We start from the raw sequence: 23,829 nt of genomic DNA on the forward strand, positions 1-23,829 counted from the left end.
CGGGAGGAAGCGCGGGAAGGGGCGTGATGGCGGACGAGAGGGCGGACCGGGGCGTCCCGCGCCACGGGTTCGGACGCTCCGCGCGACTCGCCTCGCTGCCCCTGTCGTTCGCCGGCCGGGCCGTCACCGGCTGGGGCCGCACGCTCGCGGGCGCCGACGCCGACGTGGTCACCGCCACCACCCTCGCCCGCAACGCCGAGCAGCTCTTCGCGGTGCTCGGCACCCTCAAGGGCGGCGCGATGAAGCTCGGCCAGGCGCTGTCGGTCTACGACGCGATGATCCCGGCGGAGATCGCCGGGCCCTACCAGGAGGCACTGGCCGAGCTCCAGACGTCGAGCCCGCCGATGCCGGTCGCGGACGTGCACCGGATGCTCGCCGAGCAGCTCGGCCGCGGCTGGCGGGAGCGGTTCACCGAGTTCGACGACGAACCGCGTGCGGCCGCCAGCATCGGCCAGGTGCACCGGGCCGTGTGGCGCGGGTCGAACGGGCGGCCCCGCGACGTCGCCGTCAAGGTGCAGTACCCCGGCGCCGACCTCGCCCTCGATGCGGATCTGCGCACGCTGGAGCGGTTCTCCCGGCTGTTCGGAGCCATCTTCCCGGCGCTCGACGCCCGCGCCCTCGTCCGCGAGCTGCGCGAGCGCACGATGGAGGAGGTCGACTACCGGCTGGAGGCGGACCGCCAGCGCGCCTTCGCGGCCGGTTTCGCCGACTGGCCCGGTCTCCGCATCCCCCGGGTCGTCGCATCGGCGCCGAAGGTGCTGGTCACCGAGTGGCTCGACGGGTTCCCGCTGCGCGAGATGCTCGGCGGGCGCGGCGCGCAGGCCGACCGGGACCGGTTCGGGCACACCGTCGTCGAGACGATGTTCGCCTCCCCCGCGCGGGTCGGGCTGCTGCACGCCGACCCGCACCCCGGCAACTTCCTCGTGCTGGCCGACGGCAGCGGGCTCGGCATGATCGACTTCGGCGCCGCGGCCGGCCTGCCGGACGGGATCCCGCCGGTGCTCGTGCGGATCCTGAGCCTCACCGCGCACGGGGACGCCGAGGGCCTCGACGCGCTGCTGCGCGCGGAGGGCTTCCTCGCCCCGGACGCCGGATCGGCCGACGTCCTGCGCTGGGTCGGGGCCCTGGCCGACCCCCTGCGCGTCGAGACGTTCCACTTCACCGAGGCGTGGATCGCCCGCCAGGGGGCCCGGGTGGCCAACCCGACCAACCGGGCCTACCGCGACACCGGCCGCGCGCTCTCCTTCCCGCCCGAGTACGCGCTGGTCATGCGGGTGCTGTCGGGGTGGATGAACATCCTGGCCCGGCTCGACTGCACGGTCGCGGCCCGCGGCCTGGTCGAGCGCTGGGTGCCCGGCTTCGCCGGCTGAGCTCACGCCCGCCGCAGCAACCACCACAGCGCCGGGGCCAGGACCAGCAGGCCGACGGCGACCGCCGGCGTCCCGCCGAGCCCCCAGGCCGCGAACACCGCGAGCGCGACGAGCTCGGTGCCCAGCGCCGAGACCGAGGTCGACGTGGCCCGGGCCCGGCCCGAGAGCCGTTCCTGCACCCGGGTGTCGGTGACGACATGGGCGCACTGCTGCAGGGCGTAGTAGGTGCCGAGGGCGGCCAGGCCGACCGCTCCCCCGTGCCCGGCGGCCAGCAGGGCCGCGGCGGCCAGGGACACCAGCGCCGCGAGCCCGCGTCCGCGCAGCCCGCCGGCCCGCCCGCCCAGCGCCGCACCGACCGCGCCCGCCAGCGCCACCAGGACCAGGAGGCCGGGCACCGCGACGAGCGCGACCGCCTCCTGCTGCCCGACGATCAGCGGGAAGTACTCCTCCAGGGCGTCGGCCCCACCGACCAGCGCGGCGGCGAGCAGGACACCGCGGACCACGCGGCTGCCGACGGCCTCCGCCAGCCCGGCACGCAGGGTCTGCGCGTAGGTGAGGTCCTCGGCGGTGTCCCCGCCTGCGTCCTCAGCTGCGTCCTCGGCTGCGTCCTCGGCGGTGTCCGTGCCGTCGTCGGGCGGGCCGGCCCGGGGCGGCTCCGGAAAAGCACAGGTGAGCAGCACGGCGCCGAGGCAGGTGCCGACACTCACCCACCCGACCAGCGCGTACCCACCCGTCGCGAGCAGGACGGTCGCCGCGACGGCCGAGGGGACCTGGGCGGCGTGCCCGCCCGCGGTCACCAGGCCGCGCACCCCCGCGTACCGGTCGGCCGCGCCCGCGGCGCTCAGCGCCTCGTAGAGCAGGGCCTCGACGGTGCCGCTGAACAGCGACGTCCCGACGCCCCACAGGACGAAGCCCGCGGCGAACCCGGGGAAGCCGGGCGCGAGCAGCCACAGGGCGTACGCCGCGGCCTGCAGGACCCCACCCGCGGCGAGGACCCGCCGTCGGGAGAACCGGTCGGACAGCGCTCCCGAGGGCACCTCCGCGACCAACCCGGTGACCGACCAGACCGCGAACAGCGCCGAGATCTCCGCCCCGGACAGGCCGTGGTCGGCGAAGAACAGCGCGTAGAGGGGGTAGAGCGGCACGGCGTCGGCGAGCACCGCCCAGCCGACGACGAGGCGCGCCGGACCGCGGGCGGCCGGCGGCAGGGGGCGGGACGTGCGTCAAAGGAAGGGCACGGCGGCAGCGTAGCGACGGCCAGGTCGCGCGGTCCCGGGATTTTCTCAGGTCGTCGCGGCGGCGGCCTCGCGCCGGTGGTCGCCGATCCCGACCGTCGCGACGATCTGCAGCAGCGCCGCGCCGAGCAGCACCAGCAACGCCGCGGCGTAGCCGTGGGTCAGGTCGACGAGCACGCCCATCAGCAGGGGCCCCAGCCCCGCCACGGTGTAGCCGACGCCGAGGGCGAGGCCGCTCGTCGCCGCGCTGGCGGCCGCGTCGGGGGTCCGGTGCGCGATGACCGACAGCCCGAGCGGGAAACCCGCACCGCAGCCGATCCCGATGAGCGCGACCCACAGCCACGCCCCGACCACCGGCGGTTCGGGCAGGAGCACCATCCCGAGCACCGCCACGACCGAGCCCGACGCCATCAGCAGCGCCCACCGGCGGAAGTGCCCCGAGCGCTCGGCGAGGATCGGCACGAGCAGCGCCGACGGCATCTGGGCCACGCTCCACACCGCGATGAGCAGGCCGGCGGTGCCGGGGCTCCAGCCGCGGTCGACGTAGGCCGGCGCGACCCAGGTCAGCGAGCCGTAGACGGTGAGCGACACCCCGGACTGGTACATCGCCGTGAGCCGGGCGAAGGGGTCGCGCCAGGGCAGTCGTCGGCGTGCCGTCGCGTTGGCCGAGCGCGGGGCGGTGTCACCGCGCATGATCGCGACCCACACGCCGACGGCGACCAGGGCGGGCACCGCCCACAGCGCCAGCGAGTAGGACCAGCCGCCGAGCCCGACGGCGACCGGCACGGCCAGGGCGCTGACGATCGTCGAGCCGAGCATCATCGCGACGACGTACGCGCCGCTCGCCATGCCCGCCCGGGCGGCGAGCCGGTCCTTCACCACCGCCGTGAGCAGCACGCCGGCGACGCCGATGCCCAGCCCGATCACCAGCGTCCCGATGAACAGCGGGGCCAGCGCCGGGACGCCGCGGACCAGGCTGCCGAGCGCGACGAGCCCGACCGACGCGCCGAGCGCCCGCACCGCGCCGAAGCGCGCCCCCACCCGCGGCCCGATCAGCGAGCCGACGGCCATCGCGAGGATGGCCCCGGTCTGCGCGGCCCCTGCGGTGCCGGCGTCGATCCCCAGCGCCCCGCGGACCTCGCCCAGCAGGGGCGGGTAGGCCGACAGCGCCGCCCGCAGGTTCAGCGACAGCGCGAGCAGGCCGACCAGGACGAGCGACGCGGACCGTGCGTTCACCGCTCCTGCGTACCCGACCGGGGTTGCTCCCGCCCAGCGGCCGCGGGCCACCCCCGGTACCGGTGGGTGGTCACCTGATCGCTGTGAATGAGCGGTTGGGGCGTAACGGGGTCGCCCGTGCGCCCGATAGCCGGGCCGTGAGCGAGTCCGGACGTAGCACCACCGAGGAGTCGACCGCGCCGACCAGGTCGCCGGGCACCACGGGGGATTCTGCGATCCGGCCCGCCGAACGCACCACCTACCTGCGGGTCCGTCCGAGCCCGCGCCCCCGCACCGCCCCCGCCGCGGACGCGCGCGACACGTCCGCGGCGGGTGGGGCGAAGGGGGCCGTCGACGGCGCCGACGCGACCTCCTCGCCCGACTCCGACGACGCGCAGGCGGCCGCCGACCGTGCGGTCGCCCCGGCCGCCGATCCTGCGGTCGAACCGGCCGCCGAGCCCACCGAGGACGAGGCGGTCGAGGAGCCCGCCGTGGCCGAGGCCGCGCAGGAGTCCCGCGCCGTCCCGTCGACGGAGAGCCCGGCCGCGGCTGACGTTCCCGTCGAACTCGTCGAGGAGCTCACCGCCGACGAGGTGGCCTCGACCGAAGCCGGCAGCGAGGCGCCCCCGGACGCCCCCACCGAGGCGCCCGCGGCCGAGCCCGGCGACGCGCCCCGAGCCGAGGCACTCGAGGCGCCGGCCGAGCCGGCCGAGGTGAAGACCGAGGTGCCCGAGGTGAAGGCCGAACCGGCCGAGGTGCCCGAGGTGAAGGCCGAACCGGCCGAGGTGGAGACCGAGCCGGCCGTCGGGGCGAAGGATCAGCGGGGTCCGGGTGGGCCCGGCGAGCCGTCCGACCTGGAGACCACCGTCGAGATGCCCCGCGCCCCGTCGGGTTCGGAGGGCACCGCAACCCGATCTGCCGCAACCCGATCTGCCGAAGCCCGGGCCGCCGAGGCCCGGGCCGCTGTGGGCCCGACGCCGGCGGTGAAGCGCCCCGTGCTCCCGAGCCGGCTGACCGTCGGTGCCCGGATCCCGCAGCCCGGGCCGACGACCCCCACAGCGCCGCCGTCTTCGCCGTCCTCGCCGTCGTCGACCCCCGCCGCGAAGCCTTCGACGACCCCGCCCTCCGCCGAGCCGTCGACGAAGGTGCTGAAGCCCCTCGCGTCGTCTCCGGCGCCCGCGACGATCCCGGCTCTCCCGATCGCGCCGGTCGACCCTGCCGACCGCCCGTTCGCCCACCCGCAGCGCTCCGTTCCGGGCAAGCCGGACACCCTGCTGCGCAGGCTCTTCCGCCGCCGGAGCTGAGCGCGTCGGTCGTGGTGCCGCAGCCGCGCGACAGCGGCTCCGGCACCGCAGCTCGGCCTACTGCCCCCTGCCCTGTCAGGTGAAGTGCTCCCAGCCGGGCGCCCCGGCGTAGGGCTCGCCATCGACGACCACGCCCTCCCCCTCGGCCACCCGCCCGACCTCGACGAAACCCTCCGGAAGCGCGGTGCCGGCCGGGAAGGTCGCGGCCAGCGCGTGGTCCTCGCCGCCGGTGAGGATCCAGTCGACGGGGTCGACGCCGAGCGCCGGCGCCACCTCCGCCAACCGGTCCGGGACGGCGAAGGCCGCGCGCCGCAGCTCGATCCGCACCCCCGAGTCCGCGGCGACGTGCCCGAGGTCGGCGAGCAGGCCGTCGGACACGTCGATCATCGCGGTGGCGCCGGCGAGCGCGGCCGCGGGTCCGGCGCCGTAGGGCGGCGTGGGCACGCGGTGCGCGTCGACCAGGGCGCCGGGCGCCCGGAACCCGCGGGTCAGCACCGCGAGCCCCGCGGCGGCCCAGCCGATCCGCCCGCACACGGCGACGACGTCGCCGGGCCGGGCGCCGTCACGGGTCACCGGGGCGCGCCCGTCCAGCGAGCCGAGCGCGGTGACCGAGACCACGAGCGTCGGCGAGGAGGCGACGTCGCCGCCCACCAGCCCGACGCCGACCACCCCGGCCTCCGCCCACATCCCCGCGGCGAGCCCCTCGAGAATCTCGACGGGGGTGTCGCGCGGCGCCGCGAGCCCGACGAGCAGGCCGGTGGGCACCGCACCCATGGCGGCGACGTCGGCCAGGTTGGCCGCGACCGCCTTGCGCCCGACGTGTTCCGGCGCCGACCAGTCGAGCCGGAAGTGCACGCCCTCCACCAGGACGTCCACGCACGCCACGACCCGCCCGTCCGGTTGGGCCACGACGGCGGCGTCGTCGCCAGGGCCGAGCAGCGTCGCCGGCGGCTGGACCCGGTCCCGGGTCACCCGCTCGATGAGGCCGAACTCCCCGATCGTGGCCAGTGCGGGCGTTTCGTCCGCTCGGCTCGGTGTGTCGCTCGCCTCGGTGGACCCCGACGGGGTGCGCGACGATGGGGACACGGGCTCTCCTCAGGTACGTTGCGTCCGACTTTCCCGTCGGATGCCGTCCGGCGGGTCTCCAGACAAGCAAACCGGAAGGGGCACGCCGTGGTGCAGGCCTACATCCTGATCCAGACCGAGGTCGGCAAGGCGGCGGCGGTCGCCGCCGAGATCGGTGCCATCCAGGGCGTCGTCACCGCCGAGGACGTCACCGGGCCGTACGACGTCATCGTCCGCGCCGAGGCCGGTGACGTCGACGAGCTGGGCCAGCTCGTGGTCGCCCGGGTGCAGGGGGTCTCCGGCATCACCCGGACCCTGACCTGCCCGGTGGTCAAGCTGGGCTGAGCCCGAAGGAGCCTGACCCGTCCCATGTCCTCCCCGACCGACCCGCGGCACGGCCCCGACCTGCGACGGCCGGCGGTGGTCCTCGCGATCGCCCTGCCGGTCCTGCTCGCGCTGGTCGTGGCCGGCCTCGGGATCGCGGCGCGGGCGGGGGCGTTCGAGGCGCCCGCCCCCGCCTCGGAGACGGGCCCGCTCGCCCTCGCGCCCGTCGACGCCCCCGACGCGTCGTCCCCTGCCTGCACGAACCTGCTCGCGGCGCTGCCCGCCGATCTCCCCGGCGACCCCGCGTTCCCCGCACGACCGCTCGCCGAGCCCGTGCCGCCGGGCGCCCGCGCGTGGGCGGCCGCGCCCCGACCGGTGGTCCTGCGCTGCGGTCTCCCGCGCCCCCAGGAGCTGACGCCGACCTCCACACTCACGGACGTCAACGGCGTCAGCTGGCTCACGATCTCCGACGGCACCCCGCAGCCGACGCTGGTGACCTACGTCGCCGTCGACCGTCAGGTGTACGTCGCGCTCACGACGCCCACCGAGGTCGGCACCGGCCCGGTCCAGACGGTCTCCGACGCGATCGCCCGCACCCTCCCCCGCACCGCCGTCGCCGTCCGCTGACCACAGTCAGCGCAGGCCGGTGCCCCGGGCGAGCGCGGTGTCGACGAGCGTGCTGAGCAGCGTGGGGTAGTCGACGCCCGTGTGCGCCCACATCCGCGGGTACATCGAGATGGGCGTGAAGCCCGGCATGGTGTTGACCTCGTTGACCGTCAGCTCCCCGCCCTCGCCGACGAAGAAGTCGACGCGGGCCAGGCCCTGGCAGTCGAGGGCGCGGAAGGCGGCGATCGCCATCTCGCGCAGCCGCTCGGTGAGGACGTCGTCGAGCTTGGCGGGGATGTCGAACTCGCAGACGTCGTCGAGGTACTTGGCCTCGAAGTCGTAGAACTCGCCGGCCCCGCCGACGAGCCGGATCTCGGCGGGCACCGAGGCGCGCAGCGTGCCGTCGGGCAGCTCCAGCACCCCGCACTCCACCTCGCGGCCCACGATCGCGGCCTCGACCAGCACCTTCGGGTCGTGCACCCGGGCGGTGGCGATCGCGGCGTCGAGCTCGGCCCAGTCGCGCACCTTCGTGATCCCGACCGACGACCCGGCGCGCGCCGGCTTGACGAACACCGGCAGGCCGAGCCGCTCCCGGTCCTCGGCCGACAGGGTCCGCGTCTGCGGGCGCAGCACCACGAGCCGCCCGGCGGGCAGCCCCTCGGCCGCCAGGAGCTTCTTGGTGAACTCCTTGTCCATGCCGGCCGCGCTGGCGAACACCCCGGCGCCGACGTACGGGAGCCCGGCCATCTCGAGCAGGCCCTGGACGGTGCCGTCCTCGCCGAACGGGCCGTGCAGCACCGGGAAGACGACGTCGACGCCCGCGAGCACCTCGCCGGCGCGCCCCGGGTCGAGCCGCAGCAGGCCACCGCGGGTCGGGTCGCCGGGCAGCGCGAGCGCGGTGGCGGTGGGGTCGACCTGCGGCAGCGCGCGGTCCGTGATCCGCAGGGCGGCCGGGTCGTCCGTGCCGAGGACCCAGGCCCCGTCGGGCGCGATCCCGACCGGGACGACGTCGAAACGCTCCCGGTCGAGATGGGTCAGCACGCTGCCCGCGGAGACGCACGAGATCGCGTGCTCCGAGCTGCGCCCGCCGAAGACGACGGCCACCCGGATCCGGCCGGGGCGGGACGCGGACTCGCTCGCGGGCACGCTCATGACCGGGGAGCGTAGGCGGACCGGCCCTCCGCGTGACGGACGCCCCACCGAACCGCGCACCCGGGCTCAGCGGTAGCGCTGCTCCAGCTCCTGCACCTCGGGCAGCCCCACGAGCGAGGTGAACTCGTCGAAGGCGGGCAGCCCGGGCAGCACGGCCTTCGGGGTCCCGTCCTTGCGCAGCGTCTCCAGCAGCGTGCGGATCCCGGCGGTGGCCGCGAGCAGGGTGCCGATGGGGTAGATCACCAGCGCGAAGCCGAGCTCGGTCATGCGCTCCAGGCTGAGCGGCGGGGTCTTCCCGCCCTCGGCCCAGTTGAAGACGAGCGGGGCCACGCCCGCGAGCTCGCCCGCGATCCGCTCGATGTCGGCCTCCGCGGTCGGCGCCTCGACGAACAGCAGGTCCGCACCGGCGTCGCGGAAGGCCCTGGCCCGCTCGATCGCCGGCGCCACACCCTCGACGGCGACCGCGTCGGTGCGCGCGATGATCAGGAACTCCGGGTCGCGACGGGCCTCGGTGGCGGCCCGGATCTTCCCGAGCATCTCCGGCAGCGGCACGATCTCCTTGCCGCTCATGTGGCCGCACTTCTTCGGCGTGACCTGGTCCTCGAGCTGGATCGCCGCGACGCCGGCCTGCTCGTAGGTCTGCACGGTGCGCAGGACGTTGATCGCGTTGCCGTAGCCGGTGTCGCCGTCGGCGATCACCGGCACGTCGACGGCCGCGACGAGCCGACGGGCGTTGTCCGCCATCTCCGCCGCGCTGAGCAGGCCGACGTCCGGGCGGCCGAGCAGGCCCGCCGTCGTCCCGAAACCGGTCATGTAGACGGCGTCGAAGCCCGCCTGCTCGACGAGCCGGGCGGACAGGGCGTCGTAGGCGCCGGGGGCGACGAGCGGGCCGGGCCCGGAGAGCAGGTCGCGCAGCCGCGCGCGGGGAGCTGTGGACAACAGGTCGGACATGCTCCGAGCGTCTCACGGTTTCGCCGGTGACCGGGTCCACACTGAGGGACATGAGCGTGGATCTGGAGGCGGCCCGGCGGATCGTCGGGCAGGAGCACGGGCTCGCGTCGGTCACGGTGGTGCGGCAGGACGGCACCCCGCACTCGTCGCTCGTCAACGCCGGGGTGCTCGCGCACCCGCGGACGGGGACACCGGTCGTCGGCTACGTGACGTACGGGCCGGTCAAGCTGCGCAACCTGCGGGCGCGCCCGGCCACGTCGGTGCTGTGGCGGGCGGGCTGGCGCTGGGCGGCGGTCGACGGCACGAGCGAGCTGGTCGGCCCCGGCGACACCGATCCCGAGGAGCTGCGGCTGCTGTTGCGGGCGGTGTTCAGCGCGGCCGGCGGCACGCACGACGACTGGGAGACCTACGACCGCGTGATGCGGGAGGAGGGCCGGGTCGCCGTTCTCGTCACTCCGACGAAGGCCTACGGCAACGCCTGATCCTCACGGAGTGTGCTCGGCCGACTCCACTGTGGGACATCACACCCACGATCGCGGAACTTCGCGCTCGACCGTGGCACGCCGAAACGGTTAGCCTGAGACAACTAATCGTCGTCCATGGGAGGGCACGTGCCGGCCGAGCAGGCTGCCGTCATCGACCGTCCGGGGGAGGTCCGCGATCCCGGCCCCGGTTACAAGTGGATCGCGCTGTCCAACACCACGTTGGGCATGCTCATGGCCACGATCAACTCGTCGATCGTGCTGATCGCGCTGCCGGACATCTTCCGCGGCATCGGGATCAACCCGCTGGAGTCGTCGAACACCAGCTACCTGCTGTGGATGATCATGGGCTTCCTGGTCGTCACGGCGGTGCTGGTCGTCGGCTTCGGCCGGCTGGGCGACATGTTCGGCCGGGTCAAGATGTACAACCTCGGCTTCGCGGTCTTCACCATCTCGTCGATCCTGCTCGCCGTCACCTGGCAACAGGGCGACGCCGCCGCCATCTGGCTGATCGCCTGGCGCATCGTGCAGGGCATCGGCGGCGCGTTCCTCATGGCGAACTCGAGCGCGATCCTCACCGACGCCTTCCCGGTCAACCAGCGCGGTCTCGCGCTGGGCATCAACGGCGTCGCCGCGATCGCCGGCTCCTTCCTCGGCCTGGTGATCGGCGGCCTGCTGGGCCCCGTGAACTGGCACCTAATCTTCGTCGTGTCGGTGCCCTTCGGCCTGTTCGGCACCTTCTGGGCCTACTACAAGCTGCACGACAACGGCCGCCGCGTGCGGGCGAAGATGGACTGGTGGGGCAACATCACCTTCGCGGTGGGCCTCATCGTGCTGCTGATCGGCATCACCTACGGCATCCAGCCCTACGGCGACAGCGTCATGGGCTGGGGCAGCCCGATGGTCCTGAGCTGCATCATCGGCGGCATCGTCGTGCTCGTGATCTTCGGGATCATCGAGACGAAGGTCGCGGCCCCGCTGTTCGAGCTCTCGCTCTTCCGCAACCGGCCCTTCACGCTCGGCAACCTGGCCAACCTGCTCGCCTCGCTCGGCCGCGGTGGCCTGCAGTTCGTGCTGATCATCTGGCTGCAGGGCATCTGGCTGCCGCAGCACGGCTACAGCTTCGAGCAGACGCCGCTGTGGGCCGGGATCTACATGCTCCCGCTGACCGTCGGCTTCCTCGCCTCCGCGCCGCTCTCCGGCGTGCTGTCGGACAAGTGGGGCACGAAGTGGTTCACCACCGGCGGCATGGTGATCACGGCGATCAGCTTCATCCTGCTGGAGATCCTGCCGGTCAACTTCAACTACTGGGCCTTCGCGGTCATCCTGCTGGTCAACGGCATCGGTATGGGCCTGTTCGCCTCGCCGAACCGCGCCGAGATCATGAACAGCCTCCCGGCCAACGCTCGCGGCGCCGGCGCCGGCATGACAGCGACCTTCCAGAACGCCGCGATGGTGCTGTCCATCGGGTTCTTCTTCAGCCTGATGATCGCCGGCCTGTCGACGCACCTGCCATCGGTCATGGAGAACGGCCTGCTGCAGCACGGCGTGCCCGCGGCCGACGCGGCGCGCATCGCCGAACTCCCGCCGGTGGGCGTGTTGTTCGCCGCGTTCCTGGGCTACAACCCGATCCAGGAGCTGCTGGGCCCGGTCCTGCACCACATCCCCGCGTCGCAGGCGGACTTCCTCACCGGCCGCAGCTTCTTCCCGAACCTGATCTCGCAGCCCTTCTCCGAGGGCCTCACCGCGGCGTTCTGGTTCGCCGTGGCCGCCTGCGTGGTCGCGGCCGTCGCCTCGGTCTTCACCGGGAGCCGGCGTACCTCGCCGATGCCGGAGACCGTCGGCGCGGAGCTGGCGGCCGAGGGCGGCGAGCTGGTCGACACGGACACCCAGTGGGCCGCCGGCGCCGACGCGCAGTGGGGTGAGCCCCCCACGATGCCGCTTCCCACGGTGGGTACGGCAGTGGCGGGGACGGCAGCGACCGCCGGCGTCGGCACCGCCGCCCTCGCCGGCTTCGCCGGGGCCGCCGAGGCCGTCCCGGCGGCGGGCACGGTCGTCGGTGCGCTGCGCACCCCGCACGGCACGGCGATCCCGGGCGGCGTCGTGACCGTCACGGCCCCCGACGGCCGGCAGGTCGGCCGCGCGGAGGTCGACCAGGGCGGCTCCTACGCCCTGCACGGCCTGCCCAGCGGCACGTACATGGTGGTCGCGACCGCGCCGGGCTTCCGGCCCGAGGTCGCCACCGTGGCGCTCAACGGCAAGGGCGCCTCGCAGGACTTCGACCTCAGCGGCGACGGCGCGGTGCGCGGCCTGGTCCGCGCGGGCGAGCACCCCGCCCCGCAGGTCTCCGTGCTCGCGCTCGACGGCACGGGCCGGCTCGTCGGCCGCGCCGTCACCGGGGAGGACGGGCGCTTCCGCCTCGACGGCATCCCGGTCGGCACCACCACGGTCACGGCGACCCTCGCCGGGCACGAGCCCAAGGCCACCACGGTGCACGTGACCGCCGAGGGCGCGGCCCCCGTCGAGCTGGTGCTCGACGCCGGCGGCGGGCTGGGCGGCACGGTCACCGGGCCGGACGGGCGGCTCCTGCCCAACGCGCTGGTCACCGTCGTCGACGGGACGGGCGACGTCGTCGCCACCGCGACCAGCGGGGCGGACGGCCGGTTCACGGTCTCGCGGGTCCTGCCGGGCACCTACACGGTGACCACCAGCGTGCACCTGCCCGCGGTCACGCAGGTGGAGCTCTCCGGGGCCGGCACCACGAACGTCGAGCTGCGGCTCGGGGCCGTGGGTGCGGCCGCCGCCGGCGCCGCCGAGGGCACCGCTGCCCCGCGGTACGCACCGCAGAACACGCCGGTCGCCGGGGACTGACGCCGGGGCCGATCGGCCCCACACGGACCACCGGCCCGCACCCCTTTCGGGTGCGGGCCGGTGGCGTACGGGAGCGGACCGTTCTCAGCGGCGTCGCGTTCGCGGGGCCGTCAGCGGGGCTCGGGCGTGAACCGGGCGGTCTGCGCGACGATTCGACCGTCCTGGACCACAAAGGTGTCCACGCCGTCGCTGACGGTGGCGGTGTCGCACTCCATCGTCCACTCGAGGAGGATGGTGCCCTCGGCTTCGGTAACCGACCGCTCGGTGAACACGCTGTTCGGCATGGTCTCCAGAAGGCCGGCGAACCCCTGACGGATGGCGTCGAGCCCCTGCATCACGGCGCCCGGCATCAGCAGCACCGCGTCCGGCGAGTAGTCCGCGACGATCGCCTCGACGTCATGTGCGTTGATGGCCTTGAGATGTGCGTTCAGAACCTCGGTCGGCGTGCGCGTCATCACGGCCTCCTCTCGCTCCGGTGCGGGGAACTCCCGTGCAGACTAACGACCGTTCGACAGTCCTGTCAGCCCTTCAGCCCCTCAGCACGGCGACGAGGACCGGCAGCGCGGCGATGAAGTCGGCGCGCGTGGGTCCGGCGTACCCGACGACGATCCCGCCGGGCGCCCCCGAGCCCGCGTACCGCTCGAGCACCTCGAGCCCCACCCCGCGTTGCGCCGCCGCGTGCTGCACGGCCCGTGCGGTGGCCGCGTCCGGCAACGGGACGAGGACATGTGCGCCGGCCCGGTCGCCCCGCAGGGGCACGCCCGCGAGCGCCTCGACCAGCAGCCGGCGGCGCTCCCCCAGCTCCCGGCGCAGCCGGCGCAGGTGCCGGGCCAGGTCCCCGGCGGTGGCGAACGCCGTGAACACCCGTTGGCCCGCGGGGGCCGGGCGCGAGCCGGTCCGTTCCCGGCGTTCGGCCACGGCCGCGCGCACCGCGGGCGGCGCGACCAGCCAGCCCACCCCCAGCGTCGGCGTGAGGATCTTGCTGGCCGTCCCGACGTGCGCCACGACGTCCGGGCCGAGCGCGGCGAGCAGCGGCAGCGGGGCGACGTCGTACCGCAGCTCGCCGTCGTAGTCGTCCTCGATCACCAGCAGGCCCTCGGCGCGGGCCCGTTCGACGAGCGCGATCCGCCGCGCGGCCGGCATCCGCCCGCCGACCGGGAACTGGTGCGCCGGGGTGCAGTACACGGCGGCGAGGTCGGCGGGCAGGTCCTCGACCCGCAGCCCCTCGTCGTCGACCGGCACGCCGACGACCGCCAGCCCGGACGCCGCCAGCGCATCGGCGGCCCGCCGGTACCCGGGCTCCTCGACGGCGACCCGCGCGCCCTCCGGCAGCACCCGGGCCAGCTCGGCGATCGCGCCCGTGCTCCCGCCGGTGGCGAGCACCTCGTCCGGACGCGCCACGAGCCCGCGGTGCCGCAGCAGGTGCTCGCCGACGGCGGCGCGGAACCCGGGCAGCCCGGCGTACCGGGGCAGCAGGTCGGGTTCGGGGTCCGCGGCCCCTCGCCAGGCGCGCCGCCAGGCCGCCCGGTCCAGGACCTCGGTGCAGGGCGTCCCGGGCTGCAGCTCGATCCGCGGTCGAGCGTCGGTGGGTTCGGTGCGTGGGTGACGCGGGCCGGGCGCCGGGGCGGCCGCCGGGGCCGCGGTGACGAAGGTGCCCGCGCCGACCCGGCCCTCGACCCAGCCCTCGGCGAGGAGCTGGTCGTACGCCGCCGCCGTCACGGTGCGGCTGACGTGCAGGACCGCGGCCAGCTCGCGGGTCGACGGCAACCGATCCCCCGCCCGCAGCGCACCCCCTGCGGCGGCGGCGCGCAGGGCGTCGGCCAGCTGCGCCGCGAGGGGCTCGGGGCTGGTGCGGTCGAGGTGCAGAGGCGGCAGCTCGGTCACGATCGACACGGCAGTGGCCTTCCGGAATCGAGGCGCAGTGGCCGTTCCAGGATGCCACCTCCCGCTCCAGACTCGGTGGGGTGAGCACCGCCCTGTCCCCCACGCCCCGCAGCACCGTCGGCCGCCACCGCGAGCGCGGGGCCACCGACCGTTCCGCGCTGTACGACGTCCTCGACCACGGCCTCGTCTGCCACCTCGCCCTGGTCCGCGACGGCGCGCCCGTCGTGCTGCCCACCGGCTACGGCCGCATCGGCGACACCCTCTACGTGCACGGGTCGTCCGGCGCGCGCTGGCTGCGCGAGGACGGGATCCCGGTCTGCGCGACCGTGACGCACCTCGACGGCATCGTCTACGCCCGCTCCGTCTTCAGCTTCTCGATGAACTACCGCAGCGCCGTCGCGCACGGCACCGCGCGGCTGGTCACCGGGGAACCCGAGCGCACGGACGCGCTGCGCGCCATCGTCGAGCACCTCGCGCCCGGCTCGTGGGACTACGCGCGCCCGCCGACGCGCCGGGAGCTCGCCGCCACCGCGGTGCTCGCGCTCGACCTCGCCGAGGCCAGCGTGAAGGTCCGGACCGGCCCGCCGGCCGACGAGCCGGAGGACGTCTCGCCCGAGGTCTGGGCCGGCGTCGTCCCCCTGACCGGCGGCTTCGGCGCGCCCGTGCCGGACCCGCACGTCCCGGCGGGCGCCCTGGCCCCCCCGCACGTCACCGCCCGGTAGCCCTCGGCCCGGCCGCCCGCTCGCACACACCTCCGCCACCTCGCACACCGGCCCGGGCCGGCGTGCGGAAGGGCGGCGGTGGGTGCGAGCGCGGGGTGGTTTCAGGACAGGCGGGCGACGTGGGCCGCCACCGCCGCACCCGTCCGTCGCGCCTCCCCCGTGGCCAGCAGGTCGAGCAGGGCGCCGCGCAGCACGGCGAGCGCCTCGGTGGCGGCGGGCTCGGGCAGCACCCGGCCGAGGACCGCGAGCCAGTCCCGCACGGTCGCCTCGGCGAACCCCGCCCACGGCCCGTCCGGCTCGGTGAGTGCGCGCCCGTACCCCTCGACCCAGAGCCGGAGCAGGTCGCGGTGCGCGGGCGCGGCGAGCCACTCCCACAACGCCCGCAGCAGGCCCGCGGCGTCGCCGGCGGGCAGGTCGGCGAGCAGGGCGAGCTCCGCGTCCCGGGCCCGCCCGAGCAGGGCCCGGACCAGCCCGTCCTTCGACCCGAAGAGGTAGAGCAGCACCCGCGGGCTGCTGCCGATCTCCTTGGCCAACGGGCGCAGGGAAAGGTCGGCGAGGCCGTGCCGCAGCACGTACGCGTACGCCGCCTCCAGCAGCTCCTCCCGCCGCGGCGAGCCCGCCCCTTGCCCCTCGTCGGCCATCACGTCATCCTGCACTGAAACACTCGTTTCAGTCGAGGAGGCACGATGGCCGACGTCGAGATCCGCGAGATCGGCAGGCCCGGCGACCTCGGGTGGATCGTCGCCGCGCACGGGGAGCTGTACGCCGCCGAGTTCGGGTGGGACGCGAGCTTCGAGGCCCTCGTGGCGCGGATCGTGGCCGACTTCACCCCCGGACCGCGGGAGCGCGGCTGGATCGCCGAGCTCGACGGCCACCGGGTGGGCTGCGTGCTGTGCGTCCCCGGCGCCGACCCGGACACCGCCGTGCTGCGGATCCTGCTCGTCCATCCCGACGCCCGCGGGCACGGGCTGGGGCGACGGCTCGTGGCCACGTGTGTCGGCTTCGCCCGCGAGCATGGGTACGCCACGCTGCGGCTCTGGACCAACGACGTCCTCGCCGCGGCCCGCCACCTCTACCTCGACGCGGGATTCCGGCTCGTCGCCGAGGAACCGCACCACAGCTTCGGCGCGGACCTGACCGGGCAGGACTACGCGCTGTCCCTGGGGGTGAACGATCACGATCCGGTGGTCACGTAACCTCCGATCGTGTGAGCACGTCGCACCCTCCGCTCTACCCCGGGGCTCCCCGCCTCGATCTCGTCGAGGAGCTGCACGGGCGCCCGGTCGCCGATCCCTACCGCTGGCTCGAGGACCCGGAGGACCCCCGGACCCGCGAGTGGTCGGCGGCACAGGACGAGCTCGCCCGCGGCCGGCTCGACGCCCTGCCCGGGCGTGCGGTGCTCGAGACGCGGCTGCGCGAGCTGCTCTCCGCCGGCTCGATCTCCGTGCCGCTGTGGCGGGCCGGGCGGGCCTTCTTCTCCCGCCGCGAGCCGGGCCAGGAACATGCGGTGGTGCACGTCCGCGAGCCCGACGGGAGCGAGCGCGCGCTGCTCGACCCGATCGCCCTCGACCCGACCGGCCTGACCACGCTCGACACCTGGGTGCCGGACCTGGAGGGCAACCGGATCGCCTACCAGGTCTCGCACGGGGGCGACGAGCAGTCGGTCCTCTCCCTGCTCGACGTCGCGACCGGCGAGGTCGTCGAGGGTCCGATCGACCGCTGCCGCTACTCGTCGGTGGCCTGGCTGCCCGGGGGCGCCGAGTTCGTCTACGTGCGCAAGGTCGCCCCCGGCGAGGTCGACGACGGCGAGGAGGACTTCCACCGCCGCGTCTGGCGACACCGGGTCGGCACCCCGGACACCGAGGACGAGCTGGTCACCGGCCCGGGCCTGTACGAGGACCACACCTACTACGGCGTGCGCGTGTCCCGCGACGGCCGCTGGCTCGTCGTCACGGCCAACGTCGGCACCGCGCGGCGCGACAGCGTGTGGATCACCGAGCTGACCGACGGGAAGACCCCGGACCTGGTCCCGGTCCTCACCCAGGCCGACGACGTGCAGGCCACCTGCTGGGTCGAGCGCGACGGCCGCCTCTACATCCACACCACGGACGGGGCGCCGCGCTGGCGCCTCGCCGTCACCGACCCCGCCACGCCGCAGCGGGAGCACTGGCGCGACCTGGTCCCCGAGGACCCCGCGTCGGTGCTGCAGGCCGTCCGCTGGCTCGAGCCCGCCCCGGGCAGCGGCGACGAGCCGCGCCTCGTCCTCGCCCGAGCCCGGCACGCGGTCGCCGAGCTGGCCCTGCACGCCGTGGACGGCACGCCCGCCGGTGCGATCCCGTTGCCGGGCACCGGCTCGCTCACCGGGCTCACGGTCGCCGACCGGGACACCCCGGACCGCTACGGGCAGGTCTGGATCGGCTGGACCGACCTCGTCACGCCCCCGCAGGTGCACCGCTACGCGCGCGGCACGACCGTGCTCGAGGCGACGGCGCCCGGCCAGGTCGACCTGCCCGCCGTGCGCTCCGAGCTGCGCGAGTTCACCTCGAAGGACGGCACCACCGTCCGGATGTTCGTGGTCACCCCGGTCCCGGAATCAGGACTGGGCGACGGCCCGTGGCCCGTGCTGATGACCGGCTACGGCGGGTTCTCGATCGCCCGCGAGCCGGCGTACACGTCGTCGGCACTGGCCTGGGTCGCCTCCGGCGGCGCCTACGCGTTGGTCGGGCTGCGCGGCGGCAGCGAGGAGGGCGAGGCCTGGCACCTCGCCGGCAACCGCGCGCACAAGCAGAACGTGTTCGACGACTTCCACGCCGCCGGGGAGGCCCTGGTCGCCGCGGGCACCACGACGCCGGCGCAGCTCGGCATCCAGGGCGGTTCCAACGGCGGACTGCTCGTCGGGGCGGCGCTGACCCAGCGCCCGGACCTCTACGCGGCCGTCGTCTGCTCGGCGCCGCTGCTGGACATGGTCCGCTACGAGCTGTTCTCCCTGGGCCGCACCTGGAACGACGAGTACGGCACCGCCGACGACCCCGAGCAGCTCGGCTGGCTGCTCTCCTACTCGCCGTACCACCACGTCCGCGGGGGCGTGGCCTACCCGGCCACCCTCTTCACCGTCTTCGAGGCGGACACCCGGGTGGACCCGCTGCACGCCCGCAAGATGTGCGCGGCGCTGCAGCACGCCACCACCGCTGACCTGCTCGACCGCCCCGTCCTGCTCCGCCGGGAGACCGACGTCGGGCACGGGGCGCGGTCGATCTCGCGCACCGTCGCGCTGTCCGTGGACACCCTGGCCTTCCTGGCCTTCCACACCGGTCTGGAGCTCACGTGACCCCTCTGCAGGACGCCGTCGACGCCCTGCCGCTCGCCGAGCCGCCCGCCTGCGCCGCGCAGGCGGGGACGTGGTGCGCCCGCTTCTACCAGTGGACGAACAACGACTTCCTGGCCAACTCGGCCGACGCGGTCGTCAACGGCGCGATCAAGATCGCGCTGATCGTCGTCATCGGGCTGGTGGCGCGGCGCCTGCTGCACCGCGCGATCACCCGGGTGGTCGACGGCGCGTCCAACGGGCGCCTCACCAAGCTGCTCGGCCGCGCGCCCCGGCGGGTCCGCACCACGCCGCTCGTCTCGCAGCGGCGCATCCAGCGCGCCCGCACCATCGGCTCGGTCCTGCGCTCGATCACCTCGGCGGTCATCCTGCTGATCGCCGCGGTGATGATCCTCGCCGAGTTCGGCGTGGCCCTCGGGCCGATCCTGGCCTCGGCCGGGATCGTCGGCGTCGCCGTCGGGTTCGGTGCGCAGAACCTGGTGCGGGACTTCCTGTCCGGCATGTTCATGCTGCTCGAGGACCAGTACGGCGTCGGTGACATCGTCGACCTCGGCGAGGCGAGCGGCACCGTCGAGGCGGTCGGCCTGCGCATCACCACGATCCGGGACCTGCAGGGCACGGTCTGGTACGTCCGCAACGGCGAGATCCTGCGCGTCGGCAACAAGAGCCAGGGGTACGCGGTGGCCGTGGTCGACCTGCCGCTCGCGCATTCCGCCGACATGGCGGAGGTCTCCGAGCTGGCCGGGCGGGTGGCCGCGGACCGCGTCGCGCACGAGGATCTCGCCGAGGACGTGCTGGAGGACCCGGAGGTCCTGGGCGTCGAGAAGGTCACCGCGGAGGGCGCCACCCTGCGGCTCACGGTCAAGGTCAACCCGGGCAGGCAGTGGGCCGTGCAGCGCGCGCTCAACGCCGCCATCACGGACGCGTTCGACGACGAGGGCGTCCCCAGGCCGACACCGCTCGGGCTGGGAGGGAGACTGGGGTCGTGAGTGCGCCGCAGAACTTCTACGCCGAGGTGGGGGGCGAAAAGGTATTCCACCAGATCGTCCACCGCTTCTACGAGCAGGTCGCCGAGGACGAGATCCTCCGTCCGCTGTACCCGGAGGAGGACCTCAGGCCGGCCGAGGACCGGCTGCGGATGTTCCTCGAGCAGTACTGGGGCGGCCCCCGCACCTACTCCGAGCAGCGCGGCCACCCGCGGCTGCGGATGCGGCACTTCCCGTTCACGATCGGCCCGATCGAGCGCGACGCGTGGCTGCGCTGCATGCGCGTGGCCATCGACGAGTCGGACCTCGACGGGGCGCACCGCGCCCAGCTCTGGCAGTACCTGGAGTACGCGGCGGCGAGCATGGTCAACTCCGGCTTCTAGTAGGGGCCGGGCGGGTCCGTTTGGCAGAATGGCGTCCCGTGCGGCACGACGGGCAGTGGTGGGCGAAGGCCGTCGTCTACCAGGTCTACGTCCGCAGCTTCGCCGACTCCGACGGCGACGGGGTCGGTGACCTCGCGGGCGTCCGCAGCCGGCTCGGGTACCTCGAGCTCCTCGGCGTCGACGCCGTCTGGCTGAGCCCCGTCAACCCCTCGCCCGGCGTCGACCACGGCTACGACGTGTCCGACCCCCGGGAGGTCGACCCGCTCCTCGGCGACCTCGACGACCTCGACGGGCTGATCGCCGACGCGCACGCCCACGGCCTGCGGGTGGTCGTCGACGTGGTGCCCAACCACACCTCGGACCAGCACGAATGGTTCCGCGCCGCGGTGTCGTCGAGTCCCGGGAGCCCGGAGCGGGCCCGCTACCACTTCCGCCCCGGCAAGGGCGAGCGCGGCGAGCAGCCGCCGAACAACTGGCAGAGCGTGTTCGGCGGGCCGGCGTGGACGCGCCTCACCGCGACGGACGAGGACGGCACGAGCCGGCCGGACGAGTGGTACCTGCACCTGTTCGCGCCCGGCCAGCCGGACCTCGACTGGGAGAACCCCGAGGTCTGGGCGGACCTGGAGAAGACGCTGCGGTTCTGGTGCGACCGGGGCGTCGACGGGCTGCGGATCGACGTCGCGCACGGCATGGCCAAGGCCGCCGGGCTGCCCGACGACCGGCGGCAGCCGGGCTGGACCCCGGTCTCGGACGAGCTCGCCGACCCGCGCTTCGACCAGGACCCGGTGCACGACGTGCACCGCATGATCCGCGCGGTGCTCGACCACTACCCGGAGCGGATGGCCGTCGGCGACGTCGGCACGGTGCGCGACGACGACCGCTGGGCGGCCTACGTCCGCCGCGACGAGCTGCACCTCGCCTTCCACTCCGCGCTGCGCGACGCGGCCTTCGACGCCGGCCAGGTGCGCGAGGCCGTCGACCGCACTCTCGCGGCCGCCGGGTCCGTCGGCGTTCCGGCCGTGTGGATGCTGGCCGGCCACGATCTGGTGCGCCCGGCCACGCGGTACGGGGAGAGTCCGCTCGGGCTCGCCCGGGCGCGCGCGATGGCCCTGGTCACGCTGGCCCTGCCCGGCACCGCCTACCTCTACCACGGCGACGAGCTGGGCCTGCCCGACGTCGAGCTGCCCGAAGCGGCGCGGCAGGACCCGGCCTGGGAGCTGTCCGGGCATGCCGACCCCGGCCGCGACGGCGCCCGGGTACCGCTGCCGTGGGAGGGCGGTTCACCCGGCTACGGCTTCACCACCGGCACGCCTTGGCTCCCCATGCCGGAGGAGTTCGGCGCGCTGACCGCCGCAGACCAGCTCGAGGACCCGGACTCGACGCTGTCGCTCTTCCGCCAGGCCCTGGAGCTGCGACGCAGCCATCCCGCGTTCCACGGCGACCAGGTCGAGTGGTTCGGCGCCCCGGCGGGCTGCCTCGCCTTCCGCCGCACCGGGTCCACGCTCGTCTGCGCGCTCAACGCCGGCGACCGGGCCGTCCCGCTGCCACCTGGCGACGTCCTGCTCACCAGCGCCCCGCTCACGGACTGCGGCGAACTCCCGCCCGACACGGCCGCTTGGCTCGCCTGACGCTGAGGCTGCCCCGGTCGGCCTGCTCAGGTCAGCAGGGGCAGCGCGGTCATCCGCCGCCGGACGACGGCGCCGAAGCGGGCGTCGAGCCGCATCCACGAGCCCGTCGCCGAGACCCGCACGACCGGTTCCGGCCCGTCGCCCGCGCCGGTGTCGGCACCGCCGAGGAACCCCATGCCGGACAGGGCGAACAGCGCCCGCATCGGCACGGAGACCTTCCCCGGCACGTCACCGGAGACCGTCAGGACGGTCTGGTCGAGCAGCGAGGCGGGTGGGCCCATGGGCCCGCCGTGCTCGCGGGCCAGCGTCAGCCCGCGCTCGGTGAGCGCCTCCAGCTCCCGCGCGGGAACGTCCTCGAGCCGCGTCCAGCCTTCGTCGGGTGGCAGCGTGCCCGTCCAGAACCCGGTGGCACCGCCGAGGTCCACCTCCTCGGACCGGTCGACGGCCAGGGCCGTGAGCAGCGCGGACCCCTGCACGGTGACGTCGTCCGGCTCCATCTCGGCGGCGACCGAGCGGGTCGCGAGCGCCTCGAACGGGGTCGGGGCCCAGGCCGTCACCCGGCCGCGCGCGGACCGCAGCCGCACCGGCGCGGACTCGTCGAGGCGGACCAGGCGCGCGGTGAAGGTGCCGAGATCCGCACGCTCGGACGGGTCGGCGAACCGGAGGCTCACGACACGGCCTCCGCGGCCGACGCAGAGGTCCCGGCAGAGGTCCCGGCAGAGGTCCCGGCGGAGGCCGCGGCAGCGGTCCCGGCAGCTGTCACGGCGGGCTCCGGCGCCCAGCGCAGCAGGAAGGCCCGCTCCTCGGCGGTGAGCCGGCGGGGCCGCCGGCCGGCCAGGTCGAACAGCGCCATCCGCGTCTCCGCCTCGATCGCGACCGGGTCGGACTCCGCCGGCCCCTCCCGCATCACGTAGTCGATCGTGAACGACGCCGCCCGCACGTCCCGCACGGTCATCTCCACCCGCAGGTCGTGCGCGCGGTACGGGACCTGCCTGCGGTACTCCACGCCGAGCCCTGCCACCAGCAGTCCGGCCGCGAAGGTGTCGATGCCCTCCGCCGCGGCGGCGGTGAACATCAGCTCGATGCGCGCCTCCTCGAGGAGCGTGACCGCCCGCGCGTGGTTCAGGTGCCGGTAGGAGTCCTGGTCGGTCCAGCGCAGCGGGACCTGGGCGACGTAGCGGGCCACGCGTCCACCCTCTCACCCGCTCACCCGACCTCGACCGGCGCCTCCAGCAGCGCCTCCGTCAGCTCGACCGGGCGGGAGAGGGCGTTGAGGTGCCCGCCCGGCATCACGCGGACGTCGAGCCCGAGCCGTTCGCGCGCCACCCGCCGTTGGAACGGCAGGGGGAACAGGCGGTCGCCGGCGCCGGCCAGCACGGTCGTGGGGACGTCCGGCCAGGCCGTCAGCGAGAACGGCTCGGCGAACGAGCGCTCCGACTGGTTCCGCCCACCCTGCGCCAGCTCGGTGCGCAGGTCCGCCGGCAGGTCGTGCAGGAAGTCCCGCTCGAGGTCGAACCCGTCGTACCCGGCCTCGGCCCGGGCCTCGGCCTGCCGCGTGGCCTCCCACCAGTGCCCGGCACTCTCCCCCGGCGCCGGAATCATGGGGTTCACCAGCACCAGCCGCCGCACCGGCACCGCCGCGCACACCAGCGGCCCGAGGTAGGCGCCCATCGACTGCGCGACGACGACCGGGTCGGGCCGGTCGCCGAGGGCCGCCAGGGCGAGGTCGGTGTACTCCGCCCACCCCAGCGTCTCGTCGTCGGCGGGCAGGTCGACGGCGACCGGCTCGTGGCCGCGCGCCGCCAGCTCCGGGACGACCCGGTGCCAGTACCGGGCCTCGCCGCCCGCGCCGGGCAGCAGCAGGAACGTCGTCATGCCGGGGTGGACCGGACGGGCGGCCCGGACTCATCGTTCCCGGCAGGCCGCCGTGACGGATCCGTGGAGCGCGAAGCTCCCGATCACCCGGAGGATCTGTTCCTGCAACGGATCGTCGGACACCACCACGTGGAGCTCGCTCCCCCGGCGCCGCAGCGTCTCCTGGGCCTCGGCGAGGCGGCGGGCGCCGCAGGCCGCCAGCAGCTCCACGCAGGTCAGGTCCACCACGACCCGGTCGGCCGCGTGCGACTCGACCCAGGAGCCCATCGCGAAGCAGTTCGTCAGGTCGATCTCACCGGACAGCAGCAGCAGCGCGAGCCACGGGACCGGGTGCACGGCGCGCATCTCCAGCGGCGTGCCGCCGGGGTACTCGCGCACGGACGGAAGGGCCACCACCTCGGCATCGCGGTCGTCCACGGGGCCCCCTTCGCCGCGCGTGTGACCCTCCACG

At 75.0% G+C, this 23,829-nt stretch carries 24 protein-coding genes; 12 read left to right on the top strand and 12 right to left on the bottom strand.

Annotated elements, in window-relative coordinates:
• Positions 1–26 precede the first annotated feature (26 nt).
• Entirely contained in the window at positions 27–1,370 is a 1,344-nt protein-coding gene (locus LWC33_RS12630; RefSeq protein ID WP_233304504.1) for an ABC1 kinase family protein, read from the top strand.
• Between the two features lie 2 nt (positions 1,371–1,372).
• On the opposite strand, the gene LWC33_RS12635 is transcribed toward LWC33_RS12630, so the two are convergent.
• Both LWC33_RS12635 and LWC33_RS12640 read right to left on the bottom strand, forming a co-directional pair.
• Positions 1,373–2,515, bottom strand: a complete 1,143-nt coding sequence (locus LWC33_RS12635; protein WP_233304506.1) for an MFS transporter — start codon at positions 2,513–2,515, stop codon at positions 1,373–1,375.
• A gap of 138 nt (positions 2,516–2,653) precedes the next feature.
• Positions 2,654–3,841 carry an MFS transporter gene (locus LWC33_RS12640; protein ID WP_233304507.1) on the bottom strand — a complete coding sequence of 396 codons (1,188 nt, stop codon included), beginning with the start codon at positions 3,839–3,841 and terminating at the stop codon, positions 2,654–2,656.
• A 137-nt stretch (positions 3,842–3,978) separates the two neighbouring features.
• Between LWC33_RS12640 and LWC33_RS12645 the strand changes: the two genes are divergently transcribed.
• Complete coding sequence (locus LWC33_RS12645) at positions 3,979–5,124, top strand: hypothetical protein (RefSeq protein WP_233304508.1); 1,146 nt, start codon at positions 3,979–3,981, stop codon at positions 5,122–5,124.
• Between the two features lie 75 nt (positions 5,125–5,199).
• On the opposite strand, the gene LWC33_RS12650 is transcribed toward LWC33_RS12645, so the two are convergent.
• Positions 5,200–6,210, bottom strand: a complete 1,011-nt coding sequence (locus LWC33_RS12650) for a thiamine-phosphate kinase (protein WP_308190937.1) — start codon at positions 6,208–6,210, stop codon at positions 5,200–5,202.
• A gap of 87 nt (positions 6,211–6,297) precedes the next feature.
• Here LWC33_RS12650 and LWC33_RS12655 point away from each other — a divergent pair, with 87 nt between their 5' ends.
• Together LWC33_RS12655 and LWC33_RS12660 are read left to right on the top strand one after the other, a co-directional pair.
• Positions 6,298–6,534, top strand: a complete 237-nt coding sequence (locus LWC33_RS12655; RefSeq protein ID WP_233304509.1) for an Lrp/AsnC ligand binding domain-containing protein — start codon at positions 6,298–6,300, stop codon at positions 6,532–6,534.
• A 24-nt stretch (positions 6,535–6,558) separates the two neighbouring features.
• Positions 6,559–7,140 carry a DUF3515 domain-containing protein gene (locus LWC33_RS12660; RefSeq protein WP_233304510.1) on the top strand — a complete coding sequence of 194 codons (582 nt, stop codon included), beginning with the start codon at positions 6,559–6,561 and terminating at the stop codon, positions 7,138–7,140.
• Positions 7,141–7,146: 6 nt separating this feature from the next.
• On the opposite strand, the gene LWC33_RS12665 is transcribed toward LWC33_RS12660, so the two are convergent.
• Both LWC33_RS12665 and LWC33_RS12670 read right to left on the bottom strand, forming a co-directional pair.
• Complete coding sequence (locus LWC33_RS12665; RefSeq protein ID WP_233304512.1) at positions 7,147–8,271, bottom strand: D-alanine--D-alanine ligase family protein; 1,125 nt, start codon at positions 8,269–8,271, stop codon at positions 7,147–7,149.
• A 66-nt stretch (positions 8,272–8,337) separates the two neighbouring features.
• Positions 8,338–9,222: an isocitrate lyase/PEP mutase family protein gene (locus LWC33_RS12670; RefSeq protein WP_233304513.1), complete on the bottom strand. Its 885-nt coding sequence runs from the start codon at positions 9,220–9,222 to the stop codon at positions 8,338–8,340.
• Between the two features lie 50 nt (positions 9,223–9,272).
• Between LWC33_RS12670 and LWC33_RS12675 the strand changes: the two genes are divergently transcribed.
• A complete protein-coding gene (locus tag LWC33_RS12675; protein WP_233304515.1) occupies positions 9,273–9,704 on the top strand; it encodes a TIGR03618 family F420-dependent PPOX class oxidoreductase in 432 nt (143 codons plus the stop codon).
• A 228-nt stretch (positions 9,705–9,932) separates the two neighbouring features.
• The gene (locus LWC33_RS12680; protein ID WP_308190939.1) at positions 9,933–12,575 is read left to right on the top strand and encodes an MFS transporter; all 2,643 of its coding nucleotides are present in this window, start codon (positions 9,933–9,935) and stop codon (positions 12,573–12,575) included.
• A gap of 110 nt (positions 12,576–12,685) precedes the next feature.
• Here LWC33_RS12680 and LWC33_RS12685 read toward each other — a convergent pair whose 3' ends face one another.
• Positions 12,686–13,030 (bottom strand): nuclear transport factor 2 family protein, encoded by a 345-nt coding sequence (locus LWC33_RS12685; protein WP_233304517.1) that lies wholly within the window; start codon positions 13,028–13,030, stop codon positions 12,686–12,688.
• 73 nt (positions 13,031–13,103) lie between these two features.
• Positions 13,104–14,468, bottom strand: coding sequence for a MocR-like pyridoxine biosynthesis transcription factor PdxR (gene pdxR, locus LWC33_RS12690; RefSeq protein ID WP_233304518.1), 1,365 nt, complete (start codon positions 14,466–14,468; stop codon positions 13,104–13,106).
• A 71-nt stretch (positions 14,469–14,539) separates the two neighbouring features.
• Here pdxR and LWC33_RS12695 point away from each other — a divergent pair, with 71 nt between their 5' ends.
• A complete protein-coding gene (locus LWC33_RS12695) occupies positions 14,540–15,181 on the top strand; it encodes a pyridoxamine 5'-phosphate oxidase family protein (protein WP_233304519.1) in 642 nt (213 codons plus the stop codon).
• A 101-nt stretch (positions 15,182–15,282) separates the two neighbouring features.
• On the opposite strand, the gene LWC33_RS12700 is transcribed toward LWC33_RS12695, so the two are convergent.
• Entirely contained in the window at positions 15,283–15,822 is a 540-nt protein-coding gene (locus LWC33_RS12700; protein WP_233304520.1) for a TetR family transcriptional regulator, read from the bottom strand.
• A 45-nt stretch (positions 15,823–15,867) separates the two neighbouring features.
• On the opposite strand from LWC33_RS12700, the gene LWC33_RS12705 reads away from it, so the two are divergent.
• From LWC33_RS12705 to LWC33_RS12725, 5 genes are read left to right on the top strand one after another with little or no spacing between them, the layout of a single operon-like run.
• Complete coding sequence (locus LWC33_RS12705) at positions 15,868–16,377, top strand: GNAT family N-acetyltransferase (protein WP_233304522.1); 510 nt, start codon at positions 15,868–15,870, stop codon at positions 16,375–16,377.
• Between the two features lie 11 nt (positions 16,378–16,388).
• Positions 16,389–18,509 carry a prolyl oligopeptidase family serine peptidase gene (locus tag LWC33_RS12710; RefSeq protein WP_233304523.1) on the top strand — a complete coding sequence of 707 codons (2,121 nt, stop codon included), beginning with the start codon at positions 16,389–16,391 and terminating at the stop codon, positions 18,507–18,509.
• Positions 18,506–19,495 (top strand): mechanosensitive ion channel family protein, encoded by a 990-nt coding sequence (locus LWC33_RS12715; protein WP_308190938.1) that lies wholly within the window; start codon positions 18,506–18,508, stop codon positions 19,493–19,495. The genes LWC33_RS12710 and LWC33_RS12715 overlap by 4 nt, the downstream gene beginning before the upstream one ends.
• Positions 19,492–19,875 (top strand): globin, encoded by a 384-nt coding sequence (locus tag LWC33_RS12720; RefSeq protein ID WP_233304524.1) that lies wholly within the window; start codon positions 19,492–19,494, stop codon positions 19,873–19,875. The genes LWC33_RS12715 and LWC33_RS12720 overlap by 4 nt, the downstream gene beginning before the upstream one ends.
• A gap of 38 nt (positions 19,876–19,913) precedes the next feature.
• Complete coding sequence (locus LWC33_RS12725; protein ID WP_233304525.1) at positions 19,914–21,503, top strand: glycoside hydrolase family 13 protein; 1,590 nt, start codon at positions 19,914–19,916, stop codon at positions 21,501–21,503.
• A 26-nt stretch (positions 21,504–21,529) separates the two neighbouring features.
• On the opposite strand, the gene LWC33_RS12730 is transcribed toward LWC33_RS12725, so the two are convergent.
• From LWC33_RS12730 to LWC33_RS12745, 4 genes are read right to left on the bottom strand one after another with little or no spacing between them, the layout of a single operon-like run.
• A complete protein-coding gene (locus LWC33_RS12730; RefSeq protein ID WP_233304526.1) occupies positions 21,530–22,174 on the bottom strand; it encodes a DUF8185 domain-containing protein in 645 nt (214 codons plus the stop codon).
• Entirely contained in the window at positions 22,171–22,689 is a 519-nt protein-coding gene (locus LWC33_RS12735) for an acyl-CoA thioesterase (protein WP_233304528.1), read from the bottom strand. The genes LWC33_RS12730 and LWC33_RS12735 overlap by 4 nt, the downstream gene beginning before the upstream one ends.
• A gap of 20 nt (positions 22,690–22,709) precedes the next feature.
• Complete coding sequence (locus tag LWC33_RS12740; RefSeq protein ID WP_233304530.1) at positions 22,710–23,378, bottom strand: alpha/beta fold hydrolase; 669 nt, start codon at positions 23,376–23,378, stop codon at positions 22,710–22,712.
• A gap of 30 nt (positions 23,379–23,408) precedes the next feature.
• Positions 23,409–23,795: an STAS domain-containing protein gene (locus LWC33_RS12745; protein ID WP_233304531.1), complete on the bottom strand. Its 387-nt coding sequence runs from the start codon at positions 23,793–23,795 to the stop codon at positions 23,409–23,411.
• Positions 23,796–23,829: the final 34 nt, after the last annotated feature.

Origin of the sequence: Pseudonocardia terrae (assembly GCF_021343995.1) — a bacterium.
Lineage (GTDB): Bacteria > Actinomycetota > Actinomycetes > Mycobacteriales > Pseudonocardiaceae > Pseudonocardia > Pseudonocardia terrae.

What these genes read in the sequence shown, in the direction of transcription:
- LWC33_RS12630 (WP_233304504.1), top strand. Translation starts at nt 27, where the DNA reads ATGGCGGACGAGAGGGCGGACCGGGGCGTCCCGCGCCACGGGTTCGGA.
- LWC33_RS12660 (WP_233304510.1), top strand. Translation starts at nt 6,559, where the DNA reads ATGTCCTCCCCGACCGACCCGCGGCACGGCCCCGACCTGCGACGGCCG.
- LWC33_RS12665 (WP_233304512.1), bottom strand. Translation starts at nt 8,271, where the DNA reads ATGAGCGTGCCCGCGAGCGAGTCCGCGTCCCGCCCCGGCCGGATCCGG.
- LWC33_RS12670 (WP_233304513.1), bottom strand. Translation starts at nt 9,222, where the DNA reads ATGTCCGACCTGTTGTCCACAGCTCCCCGCGCGCGGCTGCGCGACCTG.
- LWC33_RS12675 (WP_233304515.1), top strand. Translation starts at nt 9,273, where the DNA reads ATGAGCGTGGATCTGGAGGCGGCCCGGCGGATCGTCGGGCAGGAGCAC.
- LWC33_RS12680 (WP_308190939.1), top strand. Translation starts at nt 9,933, where the DNA reads ATGCTCATGGCCACGATCAACTCGTCGATCGTGCTGATCGCGCTGCCG.
- LWC33_RS12685 (WP_233304517.1), bottom strand. Translation starts at nt 13,030, where the DNA reads ATGACGCGCACGCCGACCGAGGTTCTGAACGCACATCTCAAGGCCATC.
- LWC33_RS12700 (WP_233304520.1), bottom strand. Translation starts at nt 15,822, where the DNA reads ATGGCCGACGAGGGGCAAGGGGCGGGCTCGCCGCGGCGGGAGGAGCTG.
- LWC33_RS12705 (WP_233304522.1), top strand. Translation starts at nt 15,868, where the DNA reads ATGGCCGACGTCGAGATCCGCGAGATCGGCAGGCCCGGCGACCTCGGG.
- LWC33_RS12740 (WP_233304530.1), bottom strand. Translation starts at nt 23,378, where the DNA reads ATGACGACGTTCCTGCTGCTGCCCGGCGCGGGCGGCGAGGCCCGGTAC.